Genomic DNA, 23366 nt, shown 5'->3' with positions numbered 1-23366 from the left:
GCTATAGGACAATTGCGATCCATATTGCTGATTGCCGGTCAGAACCGTAAATTGGTGAGCACTAAGACCCGTTCCACCTGATGCTGCAGGTCCAGGGACGGTCCTCATTTTTTTAGGTGGTGTTCATGGCTGAAGACGTTGGGTTCTCTGCGTCGCATGCCGGCAAGTACAGATCCTTGAATATCGGGGCCTGCAGATTAGGTGCCGAATGATCGCATGACTGACTACAAAGTACAACGCCCGCAAGGCGTCAGCGTCGCGGTTACCGACCTTGGTGGCGACGGTCCGGTGGTGGTGTTGTTGCATGGTCTCGCGGGAAGCTCGCGGGAGCTGCTTCCCACTGCAAAAGCATTGGATGGCTACCGCGTACTTCTGATGGACCAGCGCGGACACGGACTAAGCTCACGGATTCCCGAAGATCTCTCTCGCACTGCTTTCGCAAGCGATGTCGTTGCTGTGCTTGAGGAGCTCGTGCCGGGCCGGCACGCCACGTTGATGGGGCAGTCGATGGGAGCCCATACCGCATTTCTCGCAGCCGCAGCACGTCCAGACTTGGTGGAGGGCCTGGTGATGTTGGAAGGTCACGTGGGTGGCAGTGCGGATCCGAGCGAGGCATCCGGGATTGGCAGGTATTTCGCGTCCTGGCCGCTGCCGTTTAAGGACGAAGCCGCCGCTCGCGAGTTCCTCGGCAATGATCCGATCGTCGATGCATGGGTGGCTGATTTCCAACAGTCCGATGGCGGTCTGATCCCGCCATTTGATGCAGCAGTCATGCAGCGCACGATCGAGGCAGTGCACGAGCCGCGCTGGGGAGAATGGGAAGACCTGCAAGTTCCAACACTCGCGGTCTTCGCGGAGCATGGGATGTTCAGTGATGCCGACAAGAACGAGCTGATCCGGCGAAGGCCTGGAACTTGCCGGGTTGATCTGGCCGGCGGAAGCCATGATGCTCACCTCGACGCTTTCGACCAGTGGGTCCAGACACTGCGCGACTGGCTGTCCCACGACAAAAGGCTCGCATCCGGTAGCAGCGGCCGCTGAGAATCAAGTGGCAGGTTCTTGAATAGACGTCCGCTTCAGGACCTGAGATTCCCTGGGAACTTTGGGACAATGGACAATATGAATCGTGAATGGCATAAAGGCAGGAGTCGCAGGGAGATCTCCGATATCCGGCTGCTTGTCATTATTGGTGCGGGATTCTTTGTCGGAGGCGTCGCTCTCGTGTTCATCGGGACGTATGCGGTCGGACTGATGGGCATTGCCTTTGGCGCCACGTCCATAGCCGCAGGACGAGCCAAGTTCCTCGGCGAGCATACTCGTAAAGGGCGCCGCTCGCTGAAAATTTCAGGCCTGCTGTTTACACTGACCTCATTGCTGCTGTTGGTTGTCAGTATGGTGGCCCAAGAGCCCGGCTCGTCCCGTGAAATCAACGGGGGAGTATTCGTTGGTCTGATCGGCGTCATCTTCTTCGGCGGCGGTTCGTTGTTGATAGCGGTCCATGACACGCGTCAGTGCCAAGATGGATCATCCTCGAATGACGATGACTAGGGATAGCGCCGATTAATTTAAGCAACTTTGGTTGACATCAGGTCGGTAGCAACATAGGTTGACAGAGTGGAGTCATCTCAAATTGCGTCGGCTGCGGCAGATACCAGCGATCCGAAAACTGGACTGCGGGCGATAGCTTCATTGCGCGTTCTGACTGACCAGCTTGAACTGCGTCAGGTGGAATCCGCATTGCGTTCAGGTATGAGCTGGCAGCAAATTGCAGATGCTCTGGGCGTCAGCCGGCAGGCTGTGCATAAGAAGCACGCCAGACGAGTAGATCCCTCAATTCCGATTCCCCGGAGGAAAACATGAGCAAATTCGCCCTTTCTGCCCAAACCAGCCATGGGCTTTCTGTATCCGCTCTCGAGGAAGCTTCGCGCACTGGGGCACGTGACGCTGATATCGAGCACCTGTTCCTGGCGCTTGTGCTCAGCGAGCAAGCTGCTGGCCGGGCCCTTCGTGACTTGGGCATCACCCTGACGGCAGCAAGGGAAGCTGTTCAGCAGCAGCACGATGCCCAGCTATCTTCTCTTGGCATCGATGCTGAATTTCCAGAAGCAGGTCGCATAGTTTTCCATGAATTAGACGGCTTCGAACTCACCAAACGCGCCACGGACTTGCTGGTCCGCTCCAGCAAGAAGGGCAAGAGCGGAGACGCATCGGCAGTGCTGGGTGAGTTGCTGGCAGAACCAAGCGGGATGATCACCAGCATTCTCGAACGCCTCGGTGTATCTGTCCAGCAAGTATCCCAAGCGCTGGCCCAACAAGAGGCAAAGCCAGTTGGTGGGTCCAACACCGGGATCTCAGGGCGCAGGCCAGCTGCTGGAACTAGCGGTGCGTTCATCATGGCGTCGGTAGAAACGGTCCGGAACTTCCTGGATGATCCGCAGAACATCACTATCTGGGACCAACGCGCTGGAACTATCGAGCCCTCAACCGCTGAGGAGGATGTCAACGAACAGTGGATTGTCACCGCTCCGACTATCTGGCCGAACGGGAAACCCGTAGAAGTTAAGCCGGAGTTCCGACGCCGTCTTGTCCGACGGACCCAGCCGCAGCAAGCAGGAAGCCTGGCCTGGTCATTCAATTACATCGACTCCCCACAAGCCTGCGGGTCGGTGGTTGAATTCGGGTTGCAGGAGACAACTGGCGGCACCCAGCTTTCGGTACGGATCACGCCGAATCGTCGGCGCGGCTGGCAGAAGATCAAATGGATAGCTTTGCTTCCGGTTCAGAAATTCGGGTTGTGGACCTACCGATTCCATATCGCAGCTGCCATTAGCCGGTATTACCGCTAAGAGTCTGGCCTCAAGGCAACAGGCATGTCCAGATACGTGCAGCCGCAACATCGAGGAGGCCACGAACTTGTTAGCCGTGTTGGATGGCATCGCAGTTGCCTGAGCCCCGGAACCTCAGCGGATGCCATTGCCGCGGGCGCGAGGGTGGTCCACTGGCATTTGCGGTTCATGTCCGAACAACAAATAGCTCAAGCAGCCGAGAAGTCTTGAGAATTCAGGAATCCCAACCGCATGCTCTAATGGGATAAATAACTCCGAAGCCCCGCAGCAACTGCCGGCAGGTACATGCAGGGCCAGCTGCCAGCGGCATCTTGAATTGGTTAGAAACGAATGAGAAGACTGGGCAAGGCCGCCTGGCGGCGCATCGCGGTGTATCTTGGTGTCTCGATTGCAGGGTTGGCCCTCTTCGTCGTTGCCTATTGCCTGATTTCGGGCAGAACGATGATCGAAGCACTGGGTAGCTTCTGGATCGCGTTGGTGATTGCTCTAGCTACGGCTGCTACCAGTGCAGTGCGAGACCAGCGAAAAGACGCGCAGACCGAGGCAGGCGAGCAGGAGCTCTAGCAGCTTTTCCTTTGGCAAATTCAGTTCGAAGGCTTGGTTGCGATGCCGTCCAGCCACAGAACAGCTGAGTCGTCATTGTGCATGCCGCCGGATCCGACGTGTTTGCTGGAGATGTTCGGTCCCTTCTGGATGACATGGACCAGCGCCATGCCGTGGCCCCGGCCCAGTTGGTAGTCCTCCTTGAGCCAATCCAAGATCTCCGCTGCTTTGACACCTTCTTGGCCAAGTCCTTTTTCGCGGGCAATCTCCAGCAGCTGGCGGGGCGTGAGCCCGGTCTTCTTTTCTATCGTGTCCAAATAAGCTTGGAAAGACATGGCTAAACCTTTCGAATGCACGGAAGCTTGCCCAGAATCCTAGTCCTGATCGACCGCTGCGCATAGGGGAAATGATCTCAGAGCGCCAGGCCTGCAACGCCCAGGCTGGATGAGGTGGCCGATAGGCAAGTCAAGACGTGCGTCTAAGAACAGATAAGACCTGTCGGTGGCCAGAGCGTGGAACCTAGTTCCGGCCGCTGAATTCCAGAGTGTAGTCCCGGGTGGTTGGAAGGTGTCCCGGGTCGTCTTCAAACGGCATGTATTCGACTGAGTGGAGGTAGCCGTCGAGCAGCCACAGATCCAGATGCCCAAGGACCGTGCCATCCTTGGAAACAGCAACGGTGGAGAATGGCCCGCCCGCGTGGCGGATGCTTTCGCAATCGCGCTTGCTGGGAAAAGAGATGCAGAAGCAATCGCAGTCGTCGAATTGGTAACCGCCCCAACGGGCATACTTCAATTGCTGGCGCGCCTTTGCCGATTCATCGTCGCTGCCGCTGCACAGCAAAGCCAGGACCTCCAGCTCGTCAGGACGGAATTCTTCGCCCTTGTCTCGGACCGGTCGGCTATCCATGGGAACAGCCTATACCAGACGTGACAAGGAACTGGATGCAGGCATCCCTAGAGCTGCAGCATTACGGCCGCAACTTCACCGAAGTCGGACGGCGGAATGACGGTCGAAGCGTTCTCCAAAACGAGCAGGGAAGCATTCGGAATTTCCCGCGCCAAGGCTTCGCCATTGCTTACGGGGAAGAACGGATCTTTCGCACCGTGGATCACCAGGGTTGGGATTTCCAGCTCGGGCAGCCGCTCGCGCCAGCGCGGAGTGCAGTCCAGCTTGGAGAAGACGATTCCGATTTGGTTTGCCATGTGCACTTCCGGCGTGGAGCCAGCCGTGCGGTCCCAGATTCGACCAGCAAGGACCTTGGCAGTTTGGTGGTCATTGCCAAGAATCTGCGAACCTTCGGCTGAGTGCCGAGCCACGGCTTCGCGGTCCATCCAATCGGGCATCGGCCGGGAAAACAGTTTGCCCATGGTTGCCTGATCGTGATCGGGCAAGTCGTCATCCACCGGTCCGGGTGCCACCGGACGGGTCCCAACCAATGTCAGCGCGTCAAAAGAGCCGGGATGATCCAACGCCGCGACCTGCGCGACCATTCCGCTGACACCGATTCCTGCCAGATGCGCCGGTCGATCGTCCAAATGAGCAGCCAGCGCAGCGGCATCGGCAGCCAGATCACGCAGATCATAGGCGGGCTTCAAGGGGTTCCCTGCCGTTGAATCGCCAGAATCCCGCAGATCGTAGCGCACGGCATGGCGTCCTCCCGCGGCCAGGGCTTCGCAGAATGCATCAGGCCACGAGAGCATCGTGGTGCCTCCGATGAGCAAGACCAATGGATCTTCCTCGCTGCCAAAGGAATTGATTCCGAAAACGACACCGTTGACTTCAACCGTACTCATGAGTGACCCGCCTTAGTTATCCGGTTCCAAGGATGACCTGTGGGCGGGCGTCGGTCAAGAGCCTGCGGCTTGCTGATGATAGGGGAGCGCTGAGGCTATTCGCTGTAGGTTTCCTTCAGTGCTGCTGCCGAATCCTGTGACGGATCGATATAGAAGCGTTCTGCACCATCGCGCTGCTCATACATGTCGATGTATTCGTCAGCGATCTTGTCGGGGGAGAAGTAAGTTCCTTCTTCGATGACTCCGGCAATGGAAAGCATCCCCACATGCACGCCATGGCCAGATAGCTCTTCATGCAGGCAGTGGGCGTAGGCGCGCAGCCCCGACTTGCCGATGCTCAAGGTCGTCAAAATTGGCGTGGCAGTTAGTTCGCTCGCTCCACCGCTGGTGAAGAAAATGGCTCCGACCTTGCGCTCAACCATCTGAGGGATGACCTGCTGTGCGCTGGCGATGCCGCCGATGATGTTCACCTGCAGGTGCTGGTTGGCCATCTCGGCGGTGGTGTTGACGGCGGATACCGGTGCGATGACAGCGGCATTGTAGATCAAGACGTCGATCTGCCCGAAGGCCTCGCGAATCTGGGTAAAGGCCTTATCTAGTTGCTGCTCGTCGGTGACATCGGCAGCGAAGCCGGAGCTTTTGATGTTGAGTTCGGAAAGTGATTTCTGCAGGGCGTCGAGATTGTCCTGATTTCTGGCAATCAAGGCTACATCGAAGTTCTTCTTGCCGAATTTCTCAGCAAGGCTGAGGCCTAGTCCTGGGCCTGCTCCTACGATCACCAGTGCGCTCATACGTGGATCTCCTGTTCCGGAAAAGTAATTTGCCTACTATCCGGTAACAACGTTGATGCACTGGCCGTTATTCCTGAACTTGTGATGGTTGGTAAAATGGCAATCGTATAGATTATTAGTTGGAATACTGCGGACAGCATCCGCGACAAAGCCCCAGGAGAAGTTGTTCGCGTGCAAACAGGTCCCAACCAAGCGTGGGATACCTTGCAAGCCACCGGACGCATCTGCTTGGAAGGCGAACCAGCGAGCTGGTCCAAAGCAATGAAATCGCTGATCATGGTCCTGCTTGGCTTGATCGGCTTGCTTGCAGTGGAAGTCATTGTTGGTTTTCCCGTGCTCATATTCACCGGCATGGAAGTCTCGGCAGGTTCAATTTTCGGCTTTCTCGGGTGCCTGATCTTGCTGGCAGCGATGGGATCACTGGTGCTGCACTGGCATCGGGTGCGCAACCGGTATCGCGAGGTTGAGTCTCTGCCGGTAATCCTCGACGCCAATGGACTGACCTTGCGTGGGGTGGGACCCATCCCGTGGCAGGACTTCGGCCTGGCCGAGCACCAGATGGTGCGCGCCGAACACGGTTCTTCCTATACCCGCAGGGCAGTGATGCCATTGACCGCCGCCGGCTACCATAACGTCAATCAGCTGCTCGCGCCCGAGCTGCGCCCACGGGTCTCTCCGGCCACCGGTTCGATATGGAACCGCCACCATCCGAACATCTACGTACCTGGCGTCGCGGGGATGAAGACCAGCGAAGTCATGTGGTTGGTCAACTCAGCGCGTGGCCTTTTCACAGGTCGCTGAAGATAGCTCGTGGCTATGGTCTTAGAACAATGGCCAAGGTACCGCGGGCATTTGACCGTGGTGCGCCGGGAAATGCGCATCATCAACTAGCGACTGGCAACGACGGGACAAGGCAGCTATTTCCTCAGCGGTCAGCAGTTCCGCCAATTCCGCGCCAAGTTCTGCCCCCAGCGCATCGCTGACTCGCGTGATGCCAGCAAGCTCGTCTTCGGACAGGGACTGCCCAACCCAACCCCACAGCACTGTGCGCAGCTTGTGCTCTTCGTTGAAGCACAGCCCATGGTCCACACCGAACCTATGGCCATCGGCCATGGCTAGAACGTGGTCGCCTTTGCGGTCCGCATTATTCACCAAGGCATCAAAGACTGCCATGCGCCGCAGTGCAGGGGTGTCTTCATGCACCAGGCTCATCTGCTGCCCTGCTTCATCCTGCCCATCAAGGACTCGCAGCAAGCCGGCGACTGGAAGGCTGCTGGTGGGGACAATGTCCACCGGATGCTGTGCTGGGTCGGTGTCCTGCCACAGCTGCACCATGCCTTCGCCAAACCGCCCTTCTCGCAACCAGGTGCGCGGCACCAGATTCCATCCCAAGGCTTCGGAAACTAGAAAGGCCGCGATCTCCCGAGAGGCCAAGGTACCGTGCGGGAAGTCCCACAGCGGCTGTTCCCCGGCGATCGGTTTGTACACCACCTTGGAGGTGCCGATATTCCCCAGGAACGTGGCGTTGGATGCGGTGGTGATGCGGCCGGTCAGTTCCAGCTGCGCGGTGAGCAGATCCGAAGAGCTCATTGGCCGTTCTCGTCCTGGCAGGTATGTCCATCTGGATCAATCGGATAGCCGCAGTTGGCGCACATTGGTCTGCCTGCAGCGACGATCTCGTGGGTGCGCATGGCGAAGGCGCGTGCTGTGCCTACCGGCATGCGAACCCGCATCAGTGCGCCGGGGCCGTCGGGGTCGTAGGTCTCTTCGTATTCCTCATTCAAGGAGAAAGCTTCCAACACTACTTGCGCCACGCTGGCGTCCCATCCGAGATTCATGGATCCGACACGGAATGATTCGTTCACTTCTTCCAGCGGATCGTTGTCGACCAGTTCCACCGGGGTATGTTCGGGAACGTTGAAGGGGTTGCCCTTGACGGTGGAAAGCTGATCCAGGATCTCGTCAATCATCTCTGCAACCACTGCGGCTTGCTGCTTTTCCAAGGCGATGCTGGAAAGCTCCGAGCCGGCTCTTGCCTGCAGGTAGAAGGTTCGGGACCCGGGCACGCCGATGGTGCCGATGACTACGCGATCTGGCCAGTTGAATTCGTTGACTGTTGCCGTCATTTCAGTCTCCTTAGTGTCCTGCTCCGCCGCCGACCGGGGCATCGGTTGTCTTGAGGCCGGGGGCTAGCCACGAGAGGTCTCCGGCGTCGGTGTTGATGGAGTACACGCGGGGCGCGCCGGACCCGTAGTGCACAATCGATGCGGACGCCGGACCTACGTTAATGCGTTGGAACAGATCCAAATGCATGCCCAGCGCGTCAGCCAGTACCGACTTGATGATATCGCCATGGCTGAATGCCGCCCAGACTGCTTCAGCACCATGCTCGGCTTCGATCGCCGCGTCATGGCGCCTGATGGCTGCTACAGCCCGGGATTGCATTCCGGCCATGGATTCCCCGCCCGGGAAGGTCACCGCTGACGGCGCGGACTGCACTGTTTTCCAAAGTTCCTCGGCAGCCAAGTCCTGCAGCTTGCGGCCCTGCCACAGGCCGTAGTCGCATTCCGAGAGTTCTGGCTCAATCAGCAATTGTGCGGCTTTGCTTTGCTGTTGCATGGCGAATTCCGCTGTCTGCACGCAGCGTTCCAGCGGGCTTGAGACGATGCCAGCCAGGGGGATTGCCGCTAGCCGCTCGGCGGTGCGGATCGCCTGTTCTTCCCCGGTATCGTCGAGGAAAACGGAGGGCGTGCGTCCAGCCAGTATGCCGGTGGCGTTGGCGGTGGTACGTCCGTGCCGTACAAGTATTACTGTGGCCATGAACCCAGCCTAGTCATGGAGAAGAAGCCAGGCGACTATTGGACCGGCATCCTTTGTCCTATTTCAAAGGGCCGCCAGGATCGGCAATTGCTCCGCGCCATGTTCATCACGGCGTGATAGGTCCTGAAGATTTTGTGAGTTCAGTCCTCTTGCCCGATCCTTCACTCGTAGAGGATCACGGCATCGGGGTACGATGAAGGTTGGCCAATTCGGGGCGGCAGGCTCCCGGAAGTCCCTTGAGAATGACCCGCAGTGAGCGGCGACGCCATGATCCACCACTGGATATGGCCCCTAAATGGAGTGATAGTTCTTGCCTGGAGTCTTCCAGCATCCAGCGGCAGAAGTGCGGTCTGATTCCCAGGCGCGCACCATTGTCATCGACGGCGAGCATGCAGGCCGGCGCATCGAAAAGTTCCTGAGATCCCGGCTCAAAACGGTCCCGGCAGGAGAACTGTTCCGGCTCATGCGCAAAGGGCACCTGCGCGTGAACGGCAAGAAAGTCCAAGAAGGCTACCGGCTGGCCGAAAATGACAAGATTACCCTGCCGGCGCTACTTGCGGCACCGGGCCAGGCACCAGAACCCGACGTCCCGGAGTACTTGGTCAGGCGGCTGCGCAACACTGTGGTGCACGAGGACCAGGATGTGCTGGTCATCGACAAGCCTGCCGGCATCGCCGTGCACCAAGGTACCGATAATCCTGCGGGCGTGATCGAAGTTTTCCGCCAGTTGCGCCCGGAACTGCCGGATCTGGAATTGACTCACCGTCTGGATCGCGACACTTCAGGGCTGCTGGTGCTGGCGAAGACCCCAAGCATGCTGCGCTATCTGCATGAGTTGCTCCGGGACCGGGAGGACGAAATTGAACGCCACTACCTGGCGCTCGTGGCAGGGCACTGGAAGCGGGGTATCGAATCGATCCACGCGCCGCTGCTGCGCCGCGCCGACAAGGTGGTGGTTGACCCGCACGGGCAGCGAGCTGAGACCCGCGTCGAGGTAAGGCAACGCGTAGGACAGCGCGCCACCATCTTGGATGTGCAACTGATGACCGGACGCAAGCACCAGATCCGTGTCCACCTGCAAAGCCAAGGGCATCCGATTGCCGGTGATGACCGGTATGGTTTTGCGAAGTTCAATCGCCGTGTTGAACAGCTAGGAGGCCGCGGGCTGTTCTTGCATGCGACTAAGCTGGTGATTCCCAAGCCCGATGGCCAGGAACTGGTGATCGAGGCACCCATGCCGCTGCGCTGGAAACAGTTGCTGAAGGCAGGACTCTAGCCAAGCAGAACCGGCAGGACGGCAGATGATGGTTGAACGACACTGGAACCAGATAGCCCCGGGAGTATTTCAGCGGCGATATGATCCGTTGGACATCTCCGTTGGCGCGGTGCTCGGCGGACACGGCGTGACGATTATCGATACCCGCAATAGCGAACGCGAGGCACGAGAAATCATCGACGAGGCCGCAGCGCAGTTTGGTCTTCCAATAGTTGCGGTGATCAACACACACGCCCACTACGACCACACCTTCGGCAATCAGCTCTTTGCCCAGCAGGGAATCCCGATTTACGGCCATCACCGGATCCCTGCGCATTTCGAGCAATTCGAGAAGCCCCGGCTTGAGTTGGTTCGGCGCTCGCCGGAACTCGAACCCGACATGGATTGGGAGGGTGTGCAGCTGACACCGCCGAGCCACCTGCTGGAAGATCGCTGCATGCTGAGCCTTGGCGGGCGGGATATCGAGGTAATCCCGCTGGGCGAAGGGCACACCGACACCGACCTGGCGATCCATATTCCTGATGCCAAGACCTGGTTCCTGGGCGATATCATCGAGCAGTCGGGCCCGCCGATGTTCGGGTCGGGCGCCCATCCAATGGGCTGGCCGGGAGTGCTCGAATTCCTGCTAAAGCACATCCAGCCCGCTGACGTGGTAGTTCCTGGCCACGGGGAACCTGTGGGAAGGGAATTCGTGATCCAGCAACTGCACTGCTTCGAGCAGCTCGCAGCGACCCTGGGTGCGGCGCTTCAGAACGGCACAGCCATGAAGGACATCGTGTTCCCGGCTGAAGTGCGCGCGTTGTGGCCTGCTGATTTCCTGCTAGAGGCAGCCAAGGATGCCTACGCGCAGTTGCCGGGTGCCCAGTAGGATCCACGAAAGCGCGGGGCAGCAGTCCATTCTTCGAAAGGTCAGTATTCGTTCTTGATCACGAAGTAGGAGCCGCGGATGGTTCCTGCCAGCTTGGACTTCTGCCGCGCGAACTTGAACTTCTCTTGCAGCTCGTCTGGCACCTCCATGCCGTCACTGAGCTTGAAGCCGACGGCGCGCTTCTCACCGGGTTCCAAGCCGTAGAGGACATTAATGGACAGGCCTGACTCGTAGAAGACGTAGGCGCGCTTGGCCCCGTCGGCCTCGAAGATGGTCGCCTGCAGCGGCGTGGATGCGATGTGCAGGTCGCGTTCTTCGGCAAGAATCTTGTTCACCCACGCAATGGTGTCGTGAGCGTCGGCCGCTTGCTCGACGGCAAAGTCGTGGTTGAACTTGTTCTTCAGATAACGCGCTTCGTTGGCGCGCAAGCCTGCGAGTGCATCGGCAACGGGCGAGGACTCAAGGCCCTGGGTGGAGACGTCCTTGAAATCGACTAGGTATGGCATGGGCAGTCCTCCGGTCGTTGGCCAAGCGGTAACGCAAGATTCATCATTATCGTACTCCGCGGTACTAGCTGAAGGCGCTGAAGCCGGTCAGATCCCTGCCGAGAATCAATGCCTGGACCGACTCCGTTCCCTCGTAGGTGTGCAGCGCCTCGATGTCCCCGACATGGCGAATGACATGATTTTCCAGCAGGATTCCATTGCCGCCGAGCAGGTCACGCGCGGTGGATGCGATCCTGCGGGCAGCGCGGGTGTTATGGAACTTCAGCAATGATGCCTGAGTGTCCTTCAACTGGCCGGCGGCCTGGATGCCGGCGACGGCGGCACACTGCAACTGCATGTTGGTGATTTCGGCCAGCATCTGCGCCAAGCGTTCCTGGATCATCTGGTGTGCGGCGAGCGGTTTGCCGAACTGCGTGCGCTGCTTGGCATACTGCAGTGCAGCTTCAAAGAGGAACTGCGCATGGCCCAGAGCCGACCAGCCGACATTCACCCGGGTATCAACCAGCGCCCGCGAGACATCCTTGAACGATTCCGCCCCGGTGAGACGGGCGGACTCCGGGACGCGAACATCCGTCAGCCGGATCTCTGCCTGCTCGATGGCGCGCAGCACGCCCTTGCCGCGCACCGGGGCGGCCTCGTAGCCGGGGGTGCCCTGGTCGATAATGAACCCCTTGACCTGCGAATCGGCAACATCCCGCGCCCACACGATGGTGATGCCGCCGGCAGCTCCATTGCCGATCCATTTCTTGTGCCCATTGATGATCCAGTGCTTCCCGTCGCGCCGGGCGCTGGATTCCAGGCCCACAGCGTCCGAACCATGGTGAGGTTCGGTCAGCGCGAAGCCACCGAGCAACTTACCTGAAGCCACCGGTTCCAGGTATTGCTCCTGCTGTTCGGGGCTGCCGAAGAGTTTTAGGCTGCGCAAGACCAGACCGCCCTGCACTGCAGCTGCCGCGGCCATCGAGCCATCGGCACGAGACAGCTCCATGGCTACGAGTCCTGCGGCCAGCGGGGAGAAGTGTGCGTGGCCGGGGATCCTCAGCCCGTCGGTGAACAGATCGAGCTCGCCCATGCGCCGGACCAGGTCCAGCGGGTAATGCCCGTTCTCCCAGTGCTCGTTGATGACCGGCAGGATCTCTTCGCCGTATTGCCGGGTGCGAGCCCAATGCCTGCGATCCTCGTCGGTGGCAGTCGCGAAAGCGGACAGGTAGTCGACATCCACCGCGGTGGCGAGCTCGTAGGGTGCCCACGGGTCGCGGTTCATTGGGCGCCGCCCGAAGCCGTGTTGCGTTCAGCGCGCGACTTGCGCTTGAGCAATTTGCCCGATTGGTTGCAGCGCATGAGCGCACCAATGGTGTTCGGGTCATCGGGTTTCATCGCCGTATCGGCGGGCAATGCGCTCATGGGTGGTGTCCTTCGTGGCCGGTGCCGGAAGCTAGAGGCGTTCGATGATCGTGACGTTGGCCTGGCCACCGCCTTCGCACATGGTCTGCAGGCCAAAGCGGGTATCGCTGCGTTCCAGCTCGTGCAGCAGGGAGGTCATCAGCCGTGCGCCGGTGGCGCCAATGGGATGGCCCAGGGCGATGGCGCCGCCGTTGACATTGACCTTGGACATGTCGGCGCCGGTTTCCTGCTGCCAGGCCAGGACCACCGCGGCGAAGGCTTCGTTGATCTCAATGCGGTCCATGTCCTCGATGCGCATGCCAGCGCGGGCCAGAGCATGCTGGGTGGCGCGGATCGGTGCTGAAAGCATCATGACCGGGTCATCGCCTCGAGCCGAGATGTGGTGGATGCGGGCGCGGGGCTTGAACCCATAGCGCTTGACTGCGGACTCCGAGGCAATGAGCAGCATGGCGGCGCCATCAGACATCTGCGATGCGGTAGCCGCTGTATGCACTCCTCCGTCGATGATCGGGGCCAGTGATTGCATCTTGGCGCGGTCCACAGGGCGCGGGCCCTCGTCGGCGGCCAAGCCATCCAGAGCCAGGATCTCGCGGTCGAAGTAGCCCTGCGCTTGGGCGTTCAAAGCCCGCTCATGGGAAGACACGGCAAAGTCCTCCAACTGGGTGCGGTCCAGGCCCCAGCGCTCCGCCATCATTTCGGCGCCGCGGAACTGGGAAATTTCCTGCTCGCCGTAGCGTGCCGCCCATCGCTTGGAGCCGGAGTAGGGGTCAGGGAACCCGAAGTCCTTGGCGGCGGAATTGGAATGGGACAGCGGGATGCTGGACATGGATTGGACGCCGCCGGCAACGACGAGGTCGCTGGTGCCGCTCATGACCGCCTGCGCCGCATAGGAGACCGCTTGCTGCCCGGAGCCGCACTGGCGTTCCACCGTGGTCCCGGGTACGTGCTCCGATAGGCCGGCAGCCAGCCAGGCGTTGCGGGCAATGTCCATGGCCTGGGGTCCCAGCTGGTCGATGCAGCCGAGGACGATCTCATCGTATTGCTCGGAGTCAATGTTGTTGCGGGTCACCAGCTTCGCCAGCGGTGCCGCAGCGAGATCAAGTGGATGGATCTGCGCCAGCGATTTCCCCCGGCGTCCAACCGGTGTACGCAGCGCATCAATGATGTAGGCCTCGGCCATGGGGCTCCTCCATTAGGGTTTTCGAGCAGACCGGAAACGTCTGTTGAACCAACAATGCCCAATTCACCATCAGTTGTCTAGGTCACAATTGATGTGGTTGGCTTGGGGATATGCAGTTTGTGCCGGAGCGACTACTGATTAGTAGGAGCGGCCGGGGGCAAAGTTCCATGCGAAGAATTATTGCGCGATTGGTGCGGACCGGAGGATGCCCGACGGGTCAGTACATGCCGGCATCGAAGCAACCGGCAATGAGCCGGCTTCACCTAGGCAAGGCAAGAATTGTTGCGCACCCCGGCACTTCGACCGAAAACTCTGAGAACAGAAGAGGACCACGTGAGCATGACCGACTATGATCCACGAATCACGGAACTCTACGACACGGATAATCCCGATGGACCGGATCATGATTATTACCGTGCACTCGCGGCTGAAACCCAAGCCGAACGGATCCTGGATCTAGGCTGCGGCACTGGGCTCTTGACGGTAACGCTTGTCGGCGAGCGAAGAACTGTCGTAGGCGTTGACCCCTCACCGGTAATGCTTTCCTACGCCAGGCGTCGGCCCGAAGCTGGGAGAGTCACCTGGATCGACGGCGATTCTTCGGCTATCGAGGGCGGGCCCTTCGACTTGATGGTGATGACTGGGAACGTCGCCCAGCACATCCCTGGCCAGCAGTGGGAACGAACCTTGAAACAACTGCGCGAAGCCGCGAGGCCCGGCACGGTGCTGGCTTTTGAAAGCAGGAACCCGTCGACGCGTGCCTGGGAAAAGTGGGATGCAGAAGAAGCCGCCACTCGGCAGACGCCATTCGGCCCGCTGACCGAATGGTTCGATGCCGACGAAAGCAGCCCGGGAGTCGTCCGCCTATTGTCCTACGCCAAGTTCGAGCAGTCGCAGGAAGTAGTGGTCGAAAAATTGGAGTTGGCCTTCCGCAGCGCCGAGCAGATCAGTAGAGATCTTTCCGCCGCAGGGTTCGAGGTTCGCGCTATCTGGGGCGACTGGACGCGAGAACCATTCAACGGCGAGCAGCCGCTGATGATCTTCGAAGCTGAAGCGGCCAAGGGAAAAACCGGGGAGACGGCTCATGGATAAGCGGTCTTCGCAGCTCCAGTTAACCAGGCTTTCCATCGAACAGGCAGCCTGCTTGCAGCGGTTGATGGAAAGGAACCCGGGGTATTCGCAACGTGTTACCGGCGCAGTTCCCGCAGCTGATGCCGCAATCGAGGCATTGACCGCCCTGCCGCCGACGGCGCGGGCCGAGCAGAAAATCGATCTTGGCCTTTGGCTGGATGCAGAACTCGTCGGATTCGCTGATCTGATTGTCGGCTGGCCGAGAACGGACACGGTCCACATCGGTTTGCTCATGATTGACGGCGCAAGGCAAGCAGAGGGGTTGGGGAAGCAGCTCCATGAAGAGGTACTCACGCTGGTGCAGGATTATCCGTCGATCACCACCTGCCGGATAACAATTGTCGATACGAATGCCGCCGAAGCGGAACCGTTCTGGACGAGCCTTGGCTACAGGCCTACCGGGGAGGCCAGCAACCATGCGGCAGGGGACCAGAAGTCATGCGCCCGTACATGGACGCGTCCGGTGACCAGCACGAGAAAGGAATAGCTGGATGAGCAGATCCCCAGATAACATCCTGTTGCGCTTCTCGGCCGAGCAGGAGCAGCAAGTGCGGGAAATCTTTGCCCAGCTGGAAAAGCGAGGGTTTCCAGCACAACACCAGACTCCGCATATCACCATCACCTTTTCGCCCAGCATGAGCGATGCTGTAGCGCAGCGGGCCGCAGAACTGCTCCCAGATCTCATCCCCGCCTGCTTCCACCGGGTGGGCACGATTGTTTTCGGTACCAAGCGCAAGCAGACGGTTGCCTGGCTGCTGGAAACGACCGACGCCCTGGAAATGGCGGCCCGGGAAATCAGCGCCGTGAATCCCGACGGACGAGGACCCAGATGGACCCCGCATCTGACCATGGGCCTGCGCCTTCCACGCGAGATCGTTCCCGACTATATCCGTGCACTGGATGAGCTGGCATCAGCGCAGCTCAGGGAACTGACTGCTTGCAGGGCAGCACTGTGGAAGCCCCGGCTGCAGGAGTTGACGCTCTTGGCCGGCGACATGGAGCACAACGGCCGTGACTAGCTGGCCGAGGACCTCTGCGTTTCGGCCGAAGCACGCATAATGCGCAGATAGCCGAAGCCGACAAATAGATGCAGCACCGTGCCGGCTGCCAAAATGGCTACGCCCGGTGCGGCCAGCACCGTAAATTCGGGGATTCTGCCAAAGGCCACGCAGGCCAGGCCCAGCATCATGATGGCAGTGCGGATCTTTCCCAGCCATGTGGAAGCCGGCGGGGATTCAAGGCGCAAGAAGAAATAGGTGCACAGCAGAACCAGGTCAGTGACGAAAACGGCCAGGCCAACCCAGACCGGGATCGCTCCGCTAATTACCAGCGCGATAGCGATAGCCACGATGCCCAAGCGATCGGCAATGGGATCCAGCAGGATGCCAAGCTGCGAGACCTGGTTGAACTTGCGGGCGATAAACCCGTCAACCCAGTCACTGAGGCCGAAGGCAAGAAGCAGCACCGCAGTCAGCACCGGTTCGGTATCGGCCACCAGAAAGCCAACGATGGGAAGAACCAGGAGAAAACGAATGATCGTGATGGCGTTCGGAATCGTCGCCCATTCATGTTTGCGTACCGCGCGCGTTTCCACTGTTTCCCCTTTCCCTTAGTTGAACGATGACGCACGGAGCCGCAATATACAAGGCTGCGAGCCAGCTGGCCCGGGAAAAATATCCGTCCAGTTGGCCGAGGTAATTTGTTAAAGAACTGCGGGGGCCGTCCCGAAGGACGACCCCCGCAGCCAAAGCTAAAGGGCAGGGTGCGGCATTAACCCTGTTCGAGAAGCTGGAAGCTCACGCCGCCCTGCTCGTCTACTGCCGCATCGAGTACTTTGCTATCCAGTGCGTCGGCAATCGCCTCGTCCACATAGACAGGGCTGCCTTCGGTATCCACCACGCCATCGGTGCTTTCGGGCGCGGGGACAATCTGCAATCCGAATGCTGCATCTTCAGGGTGGGTGCTGTCTGCCTGCATGATGCGCAGGCCAGCGGTTTCTTCCTCGGCTTGGTTGGTGACGATCGCGGTCACGATCGATGCTGCTTGGTCGGTCAGTGCGAGCACGATGGCTCTCCTTCCGGTTGAGGACATGCCAAGTTCAGGGCATGTGCGTGCCACGATTCCAAAAATGGCCATGAAACTCAACACCGCTTAACAGCTGCGCAACATGCTTGGACTTGAACCCAGCCCAGCGATAGGTTTCGCCCCAATGCATTGATAGGAATTGAACCGCGAAGGAGAAAACGAATGAGCAACAATCCGCCAGCCCACGGCGTGACTACCACGGAGCCTGAATTGCGCTTGACTGACTTCCGTGCTCAAGACCTGTCTGCGGTGCACAACTTCGCTGCTGACCCACTGGTGTGCCGGTACTCGATGTGGGGCCCTAACCAGCTGGCCGATACCCAAAAATTCCTTGCCGATGCACTAATCGAGCAACCGCACCGTCGCTTGCGAGCGATCAGGCTTGGCGATGTGCTCATTGGTTCTGCGTCAGTGCGGGCAACCGACCGGAATGCCAAGGCCGGAGAGCTTGGCTACACGCTGAATCGGGAATACTGGGGCAACGGATACGCCACGGCTGCCGTGGGACACCTGCTCCGACTGGGGTTCGAAGATCTTGGTTTGGAACGAATCAGCGCAACGTGCGATGCCAGGAATGCAGCTTCCATCCGCGTCCTTGAGAAATCCGGTTTCAAGCTCGAAGAGCGCCGCACCGAAGACCCGGAAAACAACAAAGGACGGGTTGAAACCCTGGTCTTCGGATTGCACCGAACCTAACTGTGGTCAAGCGCCTTGCAGGTACATTGGCAGTACTGCGATGAGCATGTCTAGAGACGAGGAAACCTGAATGAGACTCCATCACGTTCAGATATCAATGCCACGTGGTGAAGAATCTGAAGCTCGACGATTCTACGGTGAAGCGCTGGGACTTGCCGAAGTTCCCAAGCCTGCCTCCCTCGCAGGAAGGGGAGGATGCTGGTTTCGTGCTTTCAAAGCGGATGCCGTGGTGGCGGAAATCCATCTTGGCGTAGACGATTCATTCGTACCGGCCAAGAAAGCGCATCCGGGATTAGTTTGCGACTCGATCCACGAGCTGGAAACTCTCGCTGAACGCATCGGCTCCATGGGCTATGAACTGTCTTGGGCTGAGCGTGAAACCTTTGAAGGATATCTGCGGTTCCACGCGCGTGACGGATTCGGGAATCGATTGGAAATCATGACTCCGGCAAGCTAGCACAATCACATTACGTTCGGGAGGCCTTGTGGAACCGATGACTTTCGCAGCAACCAGGGATCAAGCCGTGCCAGATGATGTCGCGCGATTGCTTGCCTCTGTTCCCGAGTGGTTTGGCCAACCTGAATCCAACGCGGAGTACATCCAAGCCGCGCGGAGCAAGGAAACCTGGACCGTGCGCAATGCCGCCGGCACGGTACTCGGTGTTCTCTTGGTCGACCGGCACTACGCCCACAGCATCGAGATCCATCTAATGGTGGTCGACCGCGAACTCCATGGAACTGGAATCGGGTCGGCCTTATGATCAGCCATTGAAGCCGACGCGCTCGCCGGGGGAGTTCAGCTGCTGCAGGTCAAGACCTTGGGGCCTTCGCACCCGGATGCAGGCTATGCGAAGACTCGTCGCTTCTATGAAAGCCAGGGATTCCTGCCGCTGGAGGAAACTGACCTCTGGGGAGCTGGAATGCCCTGCCTGATTATGGTGAAACCGCTAGCCGGCAAGCAGTGAAAGAGCTGAAATGGCGCTGGATTTAGGGGCTGAATGGGGGAAAGCTGGGAGTTCATCTTGCGGTTGTTTCGCTAGGGGGCCTGGAGCCGTAGACTGGGCGCAATCCGCCACGACGTTAGGAGATCTCCTTGTCTGATATTTCAGCTCTTGCCCAGAACCTCGCCCAGCAGCATGCTTCAGGGAAGTTGCTGGTCATGCCCACCGTGTGGGATACCTTCAGCGCCAAGGTGGCGGTCGAAGCCGGGTTCGAATCCCTGACCATCGGCAGCCATCCGGTCGCCGATTCCATAGGCAGCGCTGACGGCGAGCAGATGGACTTCGCAGACTACTTGGCTGTGGTGCAACGCATCACCAGCAGCGTCGACGTGCCGGTCAGCGCCGACGTCGAGTCCGGCTACGGACTGGATCCCGAAGAACTCTTCGAACGCGTCGCCGCAGCGGGTGCAGTTGGAGTGAATATCGAAGATGTCCTCCATCGGGAAGGAGGCCGTGTGCGCGAACGCCAGGAGCATGCGGACTACATCCACGGCGTCCGCCAAGCGGCGGATGCTGCTGGCATCGACTTCGTGATCAATGGACGCACCGATGCTGTGAAGCTGGCTGACAAGTTCGCCGACCCGCTGGGTGAGGCTATCGAGCGCATCAAGCTGATGGAGCAGGCCGGTGCGCGCAGCGTGTATCCGGTGGCGCTGGCCGATGCGGATCAGGTAAGGCAGGCCGTGCAATCGGTTGGAATCCCGGTGAATGTCACTGCCCACCCGGTCACGGCGCACGCCGCCGGAGACTTGGCGGCCTTGCGAGAGCTGGGAGTTCGCCGGGTGAGCTTCGGACCGCTGTGGCAAATGTGGCTGGCGGAGGTCTCCGGCAGGCAGCTCGGGGAGTGGCTCTGAGCTCTTGCCAGATCGTGTAATTGCACCTCGCTGAGGCAACAGTCGTACGCTGGAGGCATGGACGATCGGCAAACCCCGCATGAAACGGCACCCTCCAGACCTCGGGTTTTCCGTGAGATCCTGGAGAACCTGTCGCCAGGGTATTTCGCCCTGACGATGGGCACTGGCATTGTTTCCATTGGCCTTCACGAAGCCGGATGGGACCTTCTCTCCGGGATCCTGCTGGCGTTTGCCGTGCTGTCGTATGCAGTGCTGTGGGTGCTGTACATCTGGCGGGCAATTGCCTTCAGCGGAGCCATGAGGGCGGAACTTCGCCGACCGGAAATAGCCTTCGGGTACTTCACAGTCGTTGCCGGCACCGATGTTCTCGCGGTGCGGTTGGGAGCCGAAGGGTTCAGCGCGATCTCCATGGTGCTCGTGGCCCTGGCCGCCATTCTCTGGTTCATCTTCGGCTACGTGCTGCCGTGGCAGGTCTTCCTGAGCCGGGACGGAAAGCCGATCCTCTCCCGGGTCAACGGCACCTGGTTCATCTGGGCGGTGGCCAGCCAGTCCTTGGCCATCGGCCTGAGCGTTATCCAGCCGCATGTTGCGAACGGGCAATCACTGATCGGCTTGCTTGCCGTGCTGACCTGGTCGGTAGGCGTCGCGCTCTATGCCGGCATCGCCGTGCTGGTGCTGCTGCGGATCGTGCACTTCGGGATGACTCCGAAAGAATTCGAACCACCGTATTGGGTGGCCATGGGAGCCATGGCCATAGCCGTTGTTGCGGGCAGCAAGATTGTCGGCATGGAATCCACGCCAATGGTTGATGCCACCCGTGCGCTGATTGCGGGGACAGTGGCGGCTTTCTGGAGCTACTGCCTCTGGCTGATTCCAATCCTGGTGGGAGCTGGCGTGTGGCGGCATGTGGTGCACCGCGTTCCGCTGGTGTACGTGCCCACGCTATGGTCAATCGTCTTCCCTGTCGGAATGTTCGCGGTCGCCTCGATCAACCTTGGACGGGTCGACTCGTTGCCGGTGGTGGAAAGCATCGGCCACGGGTCGCTGATCGCCGCGGTGCTGGTGTGGGCTGTGGTCTTCGTTGCGATGATCCGCCACTATGTGCTGCTCGCGTGGCGCAGCCGCACCCGCAGCTAATTACTGATTCCTTAGGCCTTGCCGATGCTCTGGGTGTCCTCAATGGTTGCAGCATGAACGCGGACAGATCGGCACGCGGTATGGTTCCGCCCAACCGGCCGGGTTCGCCATGCCGTGTGCGACCGTTTCGCGGCCGCTGCTGGGGCAGCGGGGATCGAACCGAGCAGCTGCCCCGACAGGCCGAAAATCATTCTCCGCATTCCCCGTACCCGTTAAGCATTATTCATGGTCGGCGAGTTGATGAAATGCTAACTTAGGCCACAGGCGGCTATATCAACCCAAAGCACCGAGGCGCGTCATAATGAATGATTTTCCTGCTCAATCTCCATCTGGCATGAAGCAACGTCGAAGAGCATTCGCGTGGCAACCCGAATCCGATACGCTCATTGCTCTGGCCACCTTGCTGGCGTTTTCCCTGTGCTACTACGCGGGAACCTCGATCAACAGCCTTTTCCTCTGGCTTGGCATTCTGGTCTTCGGCACCGCCATCCCACTGTGGACGGTGCTGTGCCAGCGGCGTGAAACCTTGGCCGGGGTGGGGATCACGAGAAAATTCCTGCTGACGTCCCTGGCTGTCTCTCTGGTTCTGGGTGCCGGATCCGCCTACCAATTGTTTGCCTTGTCCAATGCCATGGGTGCCGATTTTGCAAGCCACCTTGTGGCGAACTTCCTGGTCCTGTGGGAACCATTCTTTGTCTTCGGCTGGCTGTATCTGCGGTGGGAACGCGCCTTCGGATGGTTGCCCGCTATTGTGCTGACCGGACTTGGCTTCATGATCCAGCACCTCGGATCGGTCCAGTTGGAAGCGGCAGCAGGCTTCGGTGTTTTCGCAATCATGTTCGCGATTGCTTTCTCCCTGGTGCGCAACCTCGCCGTGCTGTGGCCGCTGTTCTATCCCGTAGCCAGCGGGATCGGGACCTTGCAGGCGGGGTTCGTGATGGGATGGGGCGATGCCGGCATTTCGGCCATTGTCCTGGTGCTCCAGCTGGCGATTTTCTGGTGGATCAACAAGAAGGCCAAGAGTCTGCCTGCGGCTTAGATCATCGTGCCGGCAGCGTAGGCTGCCTGCCCGACATGCACGGACGCATCGTCGATGATCGATACCAAGCGCACCGCACGCGTTACTGCTGGATTCCAGCTGCGATCGATGATTTCGTCCAGTTCTTCTTCGCCCAGCGTGGCGGCGTAGCCGCTGAGCGCGGACAGGCACGCGGCCAAGTAGTCCACGAGCAGCTGCTGGTCGCTCACGGTAATCTGGCGGGCCTGTTCGGCACTATGCCCGTAGCCCATCGAATCACCGAGCTCGCCCAGGTTGAAGCGTGCACGGAACAGCGCCCAGAGTTCGGGTTGGCCGCTCAGCGCCGAGAGCTGGGTATCGGCTTCGCGTCCGGCATGCCACAGCAGCCAGGCAATCGAGTTGGGATGGTTTCCCGGATGGGCATTGAGCTGTTCGGCGCTCAGCTGCGGCAGGGCCTGCGCCGCGTCAATTGGGCGCTGGGCCAGATCGGCCAGAATCTCGGAGGCGTTCATGATTCCACCGGTTCCTCTTCCCCGCGATGCCAGTCGCGGTCTTCGGTATCGGCAACGAACCCGGCGGCGAGATAAGTGGCAACGGCTGCGCGGTTCTCGCTGGGCGTGCACACCAAGGCACTGGACGCACCCATTGACCGCAGCTCTGCGGCGGCGGCCAGGCTGATCGCCGTGCCGAACCCCTGGCCGCGAAAAGCCGGGTGCACCGCAATGGGTTCCAGCAGTCCTGGCCGCCCGGAACCAGCGGACCAGACCCCTGCGACGGCCAGCGGGTTCATCTCCCCGTCGTAGGCGGTGAGGCATTGGCACTGATCATAGATGGGAGTGCTGGCCATGGTGTGCCAGCGCTGCAGCGCCTGAGCCAGATCCTCCTGCGTGAAATCGCTGCCGCGAAAGGCGTTGAGGTGCACTTCCATCCACTGGCCGGCCAGGGAAGCATCAATCCGCCGGAAGGCCAGTTCAGGCAGCTGCACCGGAGCATCCAGAGCACGGCGCAGGGGAGTCCAGGCTTCACCGGGCATCCAACCATGGTCCTGCAGGATCTTGCCCAGTGCCGTTGCGCCGCGGGCTTCGATGCTGGCGCTTTCGGCCGGGAAGATCTGGTTTTCCGCAGAGCTGAGGTCGGCATGGATCTGCTCGGCCAGGGGCTGGATGTCGACAAAGTCGGGATGCAGCGCCATGCGAATCAGGTTCGGTCCATCGAGCAGGCCGATGGCATAGATGGATTCGCGGTCCGCCCAGGCCCGCAGGCCTTGTGCGGCGGCTTCCATGCCCCGCATGGCGTACCAGCCCACATCGCCTGGATGAAGTTGCACCGGCAGGCCGTCACGTTGCCAGCTGGCGAGCTCGTCAACGAGGTCGGCAACCTGCGCCGCGGCTGGAGTATGCATTCGAAGGCCCATTGG

General features: G+C 59.9%; 32 protein-coding genes. 17 read left to right on the top strand and 15 right to left on the bottom strand.

Annotated features, from left to right (window positions below):
- The first annotated feature begins 216 nt into the window (after positions 1 to 216).
- The 5 genes from ACR9WD_RS11105 (at position 217) to ACR9WD_RS11085 (ending at position 3410) form a co-directional block, all read left to right on the top strand.
- Positions 217 to 1041 carry an alpha/beta fold hydrolase gene (locus ACR9WD_RS11105; RefSeq protein WP_434922085.1) on the top strand — a complete coding sequence of 275 codons (825 nt, stop codon included), beginning with the start codon at positions 217 to 219 and terminating at the stop codon, positions 1039 to 1041.
- A 69-nt stretch (positions 1042 to 1110) separates the two neighbouring features.
- Positions 1111 to 1548: a hypothetical protein gene (locus ACR9WD_RS11100; protein ID WP_434922084.1), complete on the top strand. Its 438-nt coding sequence runs from the start codon at positions 1111 to 1113 to the stop codon at positions 1546 to 1548.
- Between the two features lie 66 nt (positions 1549 to 1614).
- Positions 1615 to 1860 carry a hypothetical protein gene (locus ACR9WD_RS11095; RefSeq protein ID WP_013349575.1) on the top strand — a complete coding sequence of 82 codons (246 nt, stop codon included), beginning with the start codon at positions 1615 to 1617 and terminating at the stop codon, positions 1858 to 1860.
- Positions 1857 to 2846 carry a Clp protease N-terminal domain-containing protein gene (locus ACR9WD_RS11090; RefSeq protein ID WP_434922083.1) on the top strand — a complete coding sequence of 330 codons (990 nt, stop codon included), beginning with the start codon at positions 1857 to 1859 and terminating at the stop codon, positions 2844 to 2846. Before ACR9WD_RS11095 ends, ACR9WD_RS11090 begins: the two co-directional genes overlap by 4 nt.
- Positions 2847 to 3176: 330 nt before the next feature.
- The gene (locus tag ACR9WD_RS11085) at positions 3177 to 3410 is read left to right on the top strand and encodes a hypothetical protein (RefSeq protein ID WP_434922082.1); all 234 of its coding nucleotides are present in this window, start codon (positions 3177 to 3179) and stop codon (positions 3408 to 3410) included.
- A 20-nt stretch (positions 3411 to 3430) separates the two neighbouring features.
- On the opposite strand, the gene ACR9WD_RS11080 is transcribed toward ACR9WD_RS11085, so the two are convergent.
- The 4 genes from ACR9WD_RS11080 to ACR9WD_RS11065 all read right to left on the bottom strand — a co-directional run bounded on the left by ACR9WD_RS11080 (position 3431) and on the right by ACR9WD_RS11065 (position 5973).
- Positions 3431 to 3724, bottom strand: a complete 294-nt coding sequence (locus ACR9WD_RS11080) for a DUF4287 domain-containing protein (RefSeq protein ID WP_013349572.1) — start codon at positions 3722 to 3724, stop codon at positions 3431 to 3433.
- Positions 3725 to 3908: 184 nt separating this feature from the next.
- Positions 3909 to 4295, bottom strand: coding sequence for a hypothetical protein (locus ACR9WD_RS11075; protein ID WP_434922081.1), 387 nt, complete (start codon positions 4293 to 4295; stop codon positions 3909 to 3911).
- Positions 4296 to 4342: 47 nt separating this feature from the next.
- Positions 4343 to 5182: an alpha/beta fold hydrolase gene (locus ACR9WD_RS11070; protein ID WP_434922080.1), complete on the bottom strand. Its 840-nt coding sequence runs from the start codon at positions 5180 to 5182 to the stop codon at positions 4343 to 4345.
- A 95-nt stretch (positions 5183 to 5277) separates the two neighbouring features.
- A complete protein-coding gene (locus ACR9WD_RS11065) occupies positions 5278 to 5973 on the bottom strand; it encodes an SDR family NAD(P)-dependent oxidoreductase (protein WP_434922079.1) in 696 nt (231 codons plus the stop codon).
- A gap of 171 nt (positions 5974 to 6144) precedes the next feature.
- Between ACR9WD_RS11065 and ACR9WD_RS11060 the strand changes: the two genes are divergently transcribed.
- Positions 6145 to 6774: a hypothetical protein gene (locus ACR9WD_RS11060; RefSeq protein ID WP_434922078.1), complete on the top strand. Its 630-nt coding sequence runs from the start codon at positions 6145 to 6147 to the stop codon at positions 6772 to 6774.
- A gap of 21 nt (positions 6775 to 6795) precedes the next feature.
- Here the strand turns inward: ACR9WD_RS11060 and ACR9WD_RS11055 are convergent, their stop codons facing one another.
- The 3 genes from ACR9WD_RS11055 to ACR9WD_RS11045 are packed head-to-tail and all read right to left on the bottom strand — an operon-like array spanning position 6796 to position 8793.
- Complete coding sequence (locus ACR9WD_RS11055; protein WP_434922077.1) at positions 6796 to 7563, bottom strand: SCO1664 family protein; 768 nt, start codon at positions 7561 to 7563, stop codon at positions 6796 to 6798.
- Complete coding sequence (locus ACR9WD_RS11050) at positions 7560 to 8099, bottom strand: DUF3090 domain-containing protein (RefSeq protein WP_434922076.1); 540 nt, start codon at positions 8097 to 8099, stop codon at positions 7560 to 7562. Before ACR9WD_RS11050 ends, ACR9WD_RS11055 begins: the two co-directional genes overlap by 4 nt.
- 10 nt (positions 8100 to 8109) lie before the next feature.
- Complete coding sequence (locus ACR9WD_RS11045; protein WP_434922075.1) at positions 8110 to 8793, bottom strand: histidine phosphatase family protein; 684 nt, start codon at positions 8791 to 8793, stop codon at positions 8110 to 8112.
- A gap of 310 nt (positions 8794 to 9103) precedes the next feature.
- On the opposite strand from ACR9WD_RS11045, the gene ACR9WD_RS11040 reads away from it, so the two are divergent.
- Positions 9104 to 10069, top strand: coding sequence for an RluA family pseudouridine synthase (locus tag ACR9WD_RS11040; RefSeq protein WP_434922074.1), 966 nt, complete (start codon positions 9104 to 9106; stop codon positions 10067 to 10069).
- Between the two features lie 25 nt (positions 10070 to 10094).
- Positions 10095 to 10937 carry an MBL fold metallo-hydrolase gene (locus ACR9WD_RS11035; RefSeq protein ID WP_434922073.1) on the top strand — a complete coding sequence of 281 codons (843 nt, stop codon included), beginning with the start codon at positions 10095 to 10097 and terminating at the stop codon, positions 10935 to 10937.
- Between the two features lie 41 nt (positions 10938 to 10978).
- Here ACR9WD_RS11035 and ACR9WD_RS11030 read toward each other — a convergent pair whose 3' ends face one another.
- From ACR9WD_RS11030 to ACR9WD_RS11015, 4 genes are all read right to left on the bottom strand, one after another.
- On the bottom strand, positions 10979 to 11443 hold the full coding sequence (locus tag ACR9WD_RS11030; protein ID WP_121867091.1) for a phage tail protein: 465 nt from the start codon (positions 11441 to 11443) through the stop codon (positions 10979 to 10981).
- 64 nt (positions 11444 to 11507) lie between these two features.
- Positions 11508 to 12707, bottom strand: a complete 1200-nt coding sequence (locus tag ACR9WD_RS11025) for an acyl-CoA dehydrogenase family protein (protein ID WP_434922072.1) — start codon at positions 12705 to 12707, stop codon at positions 11508 to 11510.
- Positions 12704 to 12847, bottom strand: a complete 144-nt coding sequence (locus ACR9WD_RS11020) for a hypothetical protein (RefSeq protein WP_158024637.1) — start codon at positions 12845 to 12847, stop codon at positions 12704 to 12706. The genes ACR9WD_RS11025 and ACR9WD_RS11020 overlap by 4 nt, the downstream gene beginning before the upstream one ends.
- 31 nt (positions 12848 to 12878) lie before the next feature.
- A complete protein-coding gene (locus tag ACR9WD_RS11015) occupies positions 12879 to 14027 on the bottom strand; it encodes an acetyl-CoA C-acetyltransferase (RefSeq protein WP_434922071.1) in 1149 nt (382 codons plus the stop codon).
- 339 nt (positions 14028 to 14366) lie between these two features.
- Between ACR9WD_RS11015 and ACR9WD_RS11010 the strand changes: the two genes are divergently transcribed.
- The 3 genes from ACR9WD_RS11010 to ACR9WD_RS11000 all read left to right on the top strand — a co-directional run bounded on the left by ACR9WD_RS11010 (position 14367) and on the right by ACR9WD_RS11000 (position 16177).
- The gene (locus tag ACR9WD_RS11010) at positions 14367 to 15119 is read left to right on the top strand and encodes a class I SAM-dependent methyltransferase (protein ID WP_434922070.1); all 753 of its coding nucleotides are present in this window, start codon (positions 14367 to 14369) and stop codon (positions 15117 to 15119) included.
- Positions 15120 to 15183: 64 nt separating this feature from the next.
- Complete coding sequence (locus ACR9WD_RS11005) at positions 15184 to 15645, top strand: GNAT family N-acetyltransferase (protein WP_434922069.1); 462 nt, start codon at positions 15184 to 15186, stop codon at positions 15643 to 15645.
- A gap of 4 nt (positions 15646 to 15649) precedes the next feature.
- Positions 15650 to 16177, top strand: coding sequence for a 2'-5' RNA ligase family protein (locus ACR9WD_RS11000; protein ID WP_038990643.1), 528 nt, complete (start codon positions 15650 to 15652; stop codon positions 16175 to 16177).
- Here the strand turns inward: ACR9WD_RS11000 and ACR9WD_RS10995 are convergent.
- Both ACR9WD_RS10995 and ACR9WD_RS10990 read right to left on the bottom strand, forming a co-directional pair.
- Complete coding sequence (locus tag ACR9WD_RS10995) at positions 16174 to 16752, bottom strand: CDP-alcohol phosphatidyltransferase family protein (protein WP_073705943.1); 579 nt, start codon at positions 16750 to 16752, stop codon at positions 16174 to 16176. The two genes, ACR9WD_RS11000 and ACR9WD_RS10995, sit on opposite strands and share 4 nt — an antisense overlap.
- A gap of 176 nt (positions 16753 to 16928) precedes the next feature.
- The gene (locus ACR9WD_RS10990; RefSeq protein WP_038990641.1) at positions 16929 to 17222 is read right to left on the bottom strand and encodes a hypothetical protein; all 294 of its coding nucleotides are present in this window, start codon (positions 17220 to 17222) and stop codon (positions 16929 to 16931) included.
- A 183-nt stretch (positions 17223 to 17405) separates the two neighbouring features.
- Here ACR9WD_RS10990 and ACR9WD_RS10985 point away from each other — a divergent pair, with 183 nt between their 5' ends.
- From ACR9WD_RS10985 to ACR9WD_RS10960, 6 genes are all read left to right on the top strand, one after another.
- A complete protein-coding gene (locus ACR9WD_RS10985) occupies positions 17406 to 17939 on the top strand; it encodes a GNAT family N-acetyltransferase (RefSeq protein WP_434922068.1) in 534 nt (177 codons plus the stop codon).
- Between the two features lie 70 nt (positions 17940 to 18009).
- Positions 18010 to 18396: a VOC family protein gene (locus ACR9WD_RS10980; protein ID WP_038990639.1), complete on the top strand. Its 387-nt coding sequence runs from the start codon at positions 18010 to 18012 to the stop codon at positions 18394 to 18396.
- Positions 18397 to 18433: 37 nt separating this feature from the next.
- The gene (locus ACR9WD_RS10975; protein ID WP_434922067.1) at positions 18434 to 18700 is read left to right on the top strand and encodes a GNAT family N-acetyltransferase; all 267 of its coding nucleotides are present in this window, start codon (positions 18434 to 18436) and stop codon (positions 18698 to 18700) included.
- A gap of 332 nt (positions 18701 to 19032) precedes the next feature.
- Positions 19033 to 19794, top strand: a complete 762-nt coding sequence (locus tag ACR9WD_RS10970) for an isocitrate lyase/PEP mutase family protein (protein ID WP_073705946.1) — start codon at positions 19033 to 19035, stop codon at positions 19792 to 19794.
- Positions 19795 to 19851: 57 nt separating this feature from the next.
- Complete coding sequence (locus ACR9WD_RS10965) at positions 19852 to 20931, top strand: tellurite resistance/C4-dicarboxylate transporter family protein (protein WP_434922066.1); 1080 nt, start codon at positions 19852 to 19854, stop codon at positions 20929 to 20931.
- Positions 20932 to 21265: 334 nt separating this feature from the next.
- A complete protein-coding gene (locus ACR9WD_RS10960) occupies positions 21266 to 21970 on the top strand; it encodes a hypothetical protein (protein WP_073705948.1) in 705 nt (234 codons plus the stop codon).
- Here ACR9WD_RS10960 and ACR9WD_RS10955 read toward each other — a convergent pair.
- Together ACR9WD_RS10955 and ACR9WD_RS10950 are read right to left on the bottom strand one after the other, a co-directional pair.
- Positions 21967 to 22461: a DinB family protein gene (locus ACR9WD_RS10955; RefSeq protein WP_434922065.1), complete on the bottom strand. Its 495-nt coding sequence runs from the start codon at positions 22459 to 22461 to the stop codon at positions 21967 to 21969. The two genes, ACR9WD_RS10960 and ACR9WD_RS10955, sit on opposite strands and share 4 nt — an antisense overlap.
- On the bottom strand, positions 22458 to 23351 hold the full coding sequence (locus tag ACR9WD_RS10950; RefSeq protein ID WP_434922064.1) for a GNAT family N-acetyltransferase: 894 nt from the start codon (positions 23349 to 23351) through the stop codon (positions 22458 to 22460). Before ACR9WD_RS10950 ends, ACR9WD_RS10955 begins: the two co-directional genes overlap by 4 nt.
- Between the last annotated feature and the right edge of the window lie 15 nt (positions 23352 to 23366).

Source organism: Glutamicibacter sp. PAEs-4, from assembly GCF_051161755.1.
Lineage (GTDB): Bacteria > Actinomycetota > Actinomycetes > Actinomycetales > Micrococcaceae > Glutamicibacter > Glutamicibacter nicotianae.
Note: the sequence above shows the minus strand (reverse complement) of the source record. Positions and strands in the feature narration are given on the sequence as shown.

Coding starts and splice junctions, on each gene's coding strand:
- ACR9WD_RS11105 (WP_434922085.1), top strand. CDS start 217: ATGACTGACTACAAAGTACAACGCCCGCAAGGCGTCAGCGTCGCGGTT.
- ACR9WD_RS11100 (WP_434922084.1), top strand. CDS start 1,111: ATGGACAATATGAATCGTGAATGGCATAAAGGCAGGAGTCGCAGGGAG.
- ACR9WD_RS11090 (WP_434922083.1), top strand. CDS start 1,857: ATGAGCAAATTCGCCCTTTCTGCCCAAACCAGCCATGGGCTTTCTGTA.
- ACR9WD_RS11085 (WP_434922082.1), top strand. CDS start 3,177: ATGAGAAGACTGGGCAAGGCCGCCTGGCGGCGCATCGCGGTGTATCTT.
- ACR9WD_RS11080 (WP_013349572.1), bottom strand. CDS start 3,724: ATGTCTTTCCAAGCTTATTTGGACACGATAGAAAAGAAGACCGGGCTC.
- ACR9WD_RS11075 (WP_434922081.1), bottom strand. CDS start 4,295: ATGGATAGCCGACCGGTCCGAGACAAGGGCGAAGAATTCCGTCCTGAC.
- ACR9WD_RS11070 (WP_434922080.1), bottom strand. CDS start 5,182: ATGAGTACGGTTGAAGTCAACGGTGTCGTTTTCGGAATCAATTCCTTT.
- ACR9WD_RS11065 (WP_434922079.1), bottom strand. CDS start 5,973: ATGAGCGCACTGGTGATCGTAGGAGCAGGCCCAGGACTAGGCCTCAGC.
- ACR9WD_RS11055 (WP_434922077.1), bottom strand. CDS start 7,563: ATGAGCTCTTCGGATCTGCTCACCGCGCAGCTGGAACTGACCGGCCGC.
- ACR9WD_RS11050 (WP_434922076.1), bottom strand. CDS start 8,099: ATGACGGCAACAGTCAACGAATTCAACTGGCCAGATCGCGTAGTCATC.
- ACR9WD_RS11045 (WP_434922075.1), bottom strand. CDS start 8,793: ATGGCCACAGTAATACTTGTACGGCACGGACGTACCACCGCCAACGCC.
- ACR9WD_RS11035 (WP_434922073.1), top strand. CDS start 10,095: ATGATGGTTGAACGACACTGGAACCAGATAGCCCCGGGAGTATTTCAG.
- ACR9WD_RS11030 (WP_121867091.1), bottom strand. CDS start 11,443: ATGCCATACCTAGTCGATTTCAAGGACGTCTCCACCCAGGGCCTTGAG.
- ACR9WD_RS11025 (WP_434922072.1), bottom strand. CDS start 12,707: ATGAACCGCGACCCGTGGGCACCCTACGAGCTCGCCACCGCGGTGGAT.
- ACR9WD_RS11020 (WP_158024637.1), bottom strand. CDS start 12,847: ATGAGCGCATTGCCCGCCGATACGGCGATGAAACCCGATGACCCGAAC.
- ACR9WD_RS11015 (WP_434922071.1), bottom strand. CDS start 14,027: ATGGCCGAGGCCTACATCATTGATGCGCTGCGTACACCGGTTGGACGC.
- ACR9WD_RS11010 (WP_434922070.1), top strand. CDS start 14,367: ATGACCGACTATGATCCACGAATCACGGAACTCTACGACACGGATAAT.
- ACR9WD_RS11005 (WP_434922069.1), top strand. CDS start 15,184: ATGGAAAGGAACCCGGGGTATTCGCAACGTGTTACCGGCGCAGTTCCC.
- ACR9WD_RS11000 (WP_038990643.1), top strand. CDS start 15,650: ATGAGCAGATCCCCAGATAACATCCTGTTGCGCTTCTCGGCCGAGCAG.
- ACR9WD_RS10985 (WP_434922068.1), top strand. CDS start 17,406: ATGAGCAACAATCCGCCAGCCCACGGCGTGACTACCACGGAGCCTGAA.
- ACR9WD_RS10980 (WP_038990639.1), top strand. CDS start 18,010: ATGAGACTCCATCACGTTCAGATATCAATGCCACGTGGTGAAGAATCT.
- ACR9WD_RS10975 (WP_434922067.1), top strand. CDS start 18,434: ATGACTTTCGCAGCAACCAGGGATCAAGCCGTGCCAGATGATGTCGCG.
- ACR9WD_RS10965 (WP_434922066.1), top strand. CDS start 19,852: ATGGACGATCGGCAAACCCCGCATGAAACGGCACCCTCCAGACCTCGG.
- ACR9WD_RS10960 (WP_073705948.1), top strand. CDS start 21,266: ATGAAGCAACGTCGAAGAGCATTCGCGTGGCAACCCGAATCCGATACG.
- ACR9WD_RS10955 (WP_434922065.1), bottom strand. CDS start 22,461: ATGAACGCCTCCGAGATTCTGGCCGATCTGGCCCAGCGCCCAATTGAC.
- ACR9WD_RS10950 (WP_434922064.1), bottom strand. CDS start 23,351: ATGCATACTCCAGCCGCGGCGCAGGTTGCCGACCTCGTTGACGAGCTC.